We start from the raw sequence: 3415 nt of genomic DNA on the forward strand, positions 1-3415 counted from the left end.
CGACCCGAGGAGTACCGCCGTGAAGAGCACCGTCGAGAAGTTGAGCCCCACCCGGGTGCGCATCAACGTGGAGGTGCCCTTCACGGAGCTTGCGCCGGACTTCGAGCGCGCCTACAAGCAGCTGGCCCAGCAGGTGCGGCTGCCCGGTTTCCGCCCCGGCAAGGCGCCGGCCAAGCTGCTCGAGGCCCGCGTCGGTCGCGGCGCCGTGCTCGACCAGGTGGTCAACGATGCGCTGCCCAGCCGCTACAGCGAAGCTGTGACGGCCAGCGAACTGAGCCCGATCGGTCAGCCCGATATCGAGGTCACCAAGATCGAGGACGGCGAGCACCTGGTGTTCACCGCAGAGGTCGACGTCCGGCCCGATATCGATCTGCCCGACCTGGCCACCCTGAAGATCTCGGTCGATCCGGTTGAAGTCTCCGACGCCGAGGTCGACGCCGAACTCGACACCCTGCGGGCCCGGTTCGGCACCCTCAAGGGTGTCGAGCGCGCCGCCAAGAACGGCGACTTCGTCTCCATCGACCTGACCGCCTCGGTCAACGGTGAGGACCTGCCGGAGGGCAGCACCGAGGGGTTGTCCCACGAGGTCGGCTCCGGCCAGCTGATCGAGGGTCTCGACGACGCCATCACCGGACTCTCCGAGGGTGAGTCCGCGACATTCACCACCAAACTCGTCGCCGGTGACCACACCGGCGAAGACGCCGAGGTGACGGTGACGCTGAAGTCGGTCAAGGAACGTGAGCTTCCTGAGGCCGATGACGAATTCGCGGGCATGGCAAGTGAATTCGACACCCTGGCCGAACTCCGTGAGAACCTCACCGACCAGGTGCGCAGAGTCAAGCGGATCCATCAGGCCGAGACCATCCGCGACAGCGCCCTGGAGAAGCTGCTCGAACTCGTCGAGGTGCCGCTGCCGGAGGGCATCGTCCAGGCGCAGGTCGATTCCGCGCTGCACAATGCGATCCACCAGCTCGACCATGACGAGGCCAAGCTGGCCGAGGCGCTGGAGGCCGAGGGCAGCTCCCGGGAGAAGTTCGACGTCGACAACCGCGAGGCCGCGGAGAAGGCCGTCAAGACCCAGCTGTTGATGGACGCCATCGCCGACAAGCTCGAGATCCAGGTGGGTCAGAACGACCTGACTGAGCGGGTGGTCCTGATGAGCCGCCAGTACGGCATCGAGCCGCAGCAGCTGCTGCAACTGCTCCAGCAGAACAACCAGCTGCCGGCGGTGTTCGCCGACGTCCGTCGCGGTCTGACCGTGGCAGCGGTGGTCGAGGCCGCCACCGTCACCGACACCGACGGCAACGTCATCGACACCAGCGAGTTCTTCGGTACGCCCGGGGCTGCCGACGAGGCCGCTGATGAGGCTCCCGCCGACGAGAAGTAACGCCGAGAGCGAAAGCGCGCCGCCGCGGGAAGAACGCGGCAGCCTGGTTGGTTAGGGTCAGACGCGTAGATCAGATTCCAGAGACGATCAGGTTCGAGTGACCAAGTTTGAGAAAGCGGGTATGAAGTCGTGACTCACATGCGTTCCGGCATGGCTGGGCTGAACCTCACCGACTCGGTGTACGAGCGGCTGCTCGCCGAGCGGATCATCTTCCTCGGCTCGCAGGTCGACGATGACATCGCCAACCGGCTGTGCGCGCAGATCCTGCTGCTGGCCGCCGAGGACCCCACCAAGGACATCTCGCTCTACATCAACTCCCCGGGCGGCTCCATCAGCGCAGGGATGGCCATCTACGACACGATGGTGCTGGCCCCCTGCGACGTCGCAACCTACGCGATGGGAATGGCGGCCTCGATGGGCGAGTTCCTGCTGGCCGCCGGCGCCAAGGGCAAGCGCTACGCGCTGCCGCACGCCCGGATCCTGATGCACCAGCCGCTGGGCGGTATCACCGGTGGCGCCGCCGACATCGCGATCCAGGCCGAGCAGTTCGCCTTGATCAAGAAGGAGATGTTCCGGCTCAACGCCGAGTTCACCGGTCAGCCGCTGGAGCGGTTCGAGGCCGATTCCGACCGTGACCGCTGGTTCACCGCGCAGGAGGCCCTCGAGTACGGCTTCGTCGACCACGTCATCACCCGCGCGCACATCTCGGGAGCCAACAATGTCTGACATCTCACCTCAGGCGGACCCCCGCCTCGCACCGCAGGCGCGCTACATCCTGCCGTCGTTCGTCGAGCACTCCAGCTGGGGTGTCAAAGAGTCCAACCCGTACAACAAGCTCTTCGAGGAGCGCATCATCTTCCTCGGCGTGCAGGTCGACGACGCCTCGGCCAACGACATCATGGCCCAGCTCCTGGTGCTGGAGTCGCTGGACCCCGATCGCGATATCACCATGTACATCAACTCACCAGGTGGCTCGTTCACCTCGCTGATGGCGATCTACGACACCATGCAGTACGTGCGGGCCGACATCCAGACGGTCTGCCTCGGTCAGGCCGCCTCGGCGGCCGCGGTGCTGCTGGCCGCCGGCACGCCGGGTAAGCGGCTGGCGCTGCCCAACGCCAGGATCCTGATCCACCAGCCCTCGCTCGGTGGCGTCATCCAGGGTCAGTTCTCCGACCTGGAGATTCAGGCCGCCGAGATCGAGCGGATGCGCACCCTGATGGAAGAGACGCTGGCCCGCCACACCGGTAAGGACGCGGCCGTCATCCGCAAGGACACCGACCGCGACAAGATCCTCACCGCCGAGGCGGCCAAGGAATACGGGATCATCGACACCGTGCTGGCCTACCGCAAGCTGTCCGCTCAGAAGGTATGAGAGCGGCCCGCTCGGTAGGTGTGCGAGCGGCCCGCTCGGTAGGTGTGCGTGGGTTCCGCTTCGGTAACAGGCGCGACACGCCAGAGGCACGTCCGCCGCGCCGCAGCGACCGGAGGCCCGTGACGGGCTATCTTCTCGAATACCACAGACGCTATTCGCCTCTATCGGTCGAGGGTTGCCGGGCCAGCGGGTAGCGTCGAACAGGACCGACACAAGACGTAGTTATCCAACCGTGCGAAGGAAGTAGGGCTCACCACCATGGCACGCATCGGAGACGGCGGTGACCTGCTCAAATGCTCCTTCTGCGGAAAGAGTCAGAAGCAGGTGAAGAAGCTGATCGCCGGCCCCGGCGTCTACATCTGCGATGAGTGCATCGACCTGTGCAACGAGATCATCGAAGAGGAACTCGCCGACAACGACGACGTGAAACTCGATGAGCTTCCCAAGCCGGCCGAGATCCGGGATTTCCTGGAGAACTACGTCATCGGGCAGGACACCGCCAAGCGCACGCTGGCCGTCGCGGTCTACAACCACTACAAGCGCATCCAGGCCGGCGAGAAGCGGGACCCCCGTTCCGAGCCGGTGGAGCTGGCCAAGTCCAACATCCTGATGCTCGGGCCCACCGGCTGCGGCAAGACCTACCTGGCCCAGAC

At 65.4% G+C, this 3415-nt stretch carries 4 protein-coding genes; all 4 read left to right on the plus strand.

All coding sequences use genetic code 11. The annotated features are described in order from the left end of the window. The first annotated feature begins 19 nt into the window (after window positions 1-19). On the plus strand, window positions 20-1387 hold the full coding sequence (gene tig / locus ACR2JI_RS11340) for a trigger factor (RefSeq protein ID WP_526390177.1): 1368 nt from the start codon (window positions 20-22) through the stop codon (window positions 1385-1387). A 138-nt stretch (window positions 1388-1525) separates the two neighbouring features. Beyond that, complete coding sequence (locus ACR2JI_RS11345) at window positions 1526-2113, plus strand: ClpP family protease (protein WP_526390178.1); 588 nt, start codon at window positions 1526-1528, stop codon at window positions 2111-2113. Beyond that, window positions 2106-2762 carry a ClpP family protease gene (locus ACR2JI_RS11350; RefSeq protein WP_526390175.1) on the plus strand — a complete coding sequence of 219 codons (657 nt, stop codon included), beginning with the start codon at window positions 2106-2108 and terminating at the stop codon, window positions 2760-2762. The genes ACR2JI_RS11345 and ACR2JI_RS11350 overlap by 8 nt, the downstream gene beginning before the upstream one ends. Before the next feature lie 258 nt (window positions 2763-3020). Then, a partial coding sequence (locus ACR2JI_RS11355) for a ClpX C4-type zinc finger protein (protein WP_526390176.1) occupies window positions 3021-3415 on the plus strand: 395 nt, incomplete at its 3' end.

Origin of the sequence: Mycobacterium sp. (assembly GCF_051006775.1) — a bacterium.
GTDB lineage: Bacteria > Actinomycetota > Actinomycetes > Mycobacteriales > Mycobacteriaceae > Mycobacterium.

Excerpts from the sequence above, each read along its gene's own strand:
- ACR2JI_RS11350 (WP_526390175.1), top strand. The coding sequence starts at position 2,106 with ATGTCTGACATCTCACCTCAGGCGGACCCCCGCCTCGCACCGCAGGCG.
- ACR2JI_RS11345 (WP_526390178.1), top strand. The coding sequence starts at position 1,526 with ATGCGTTCCGGCATGGCTGGGCTGAACCTCACCGACTCGGTGTACGAG.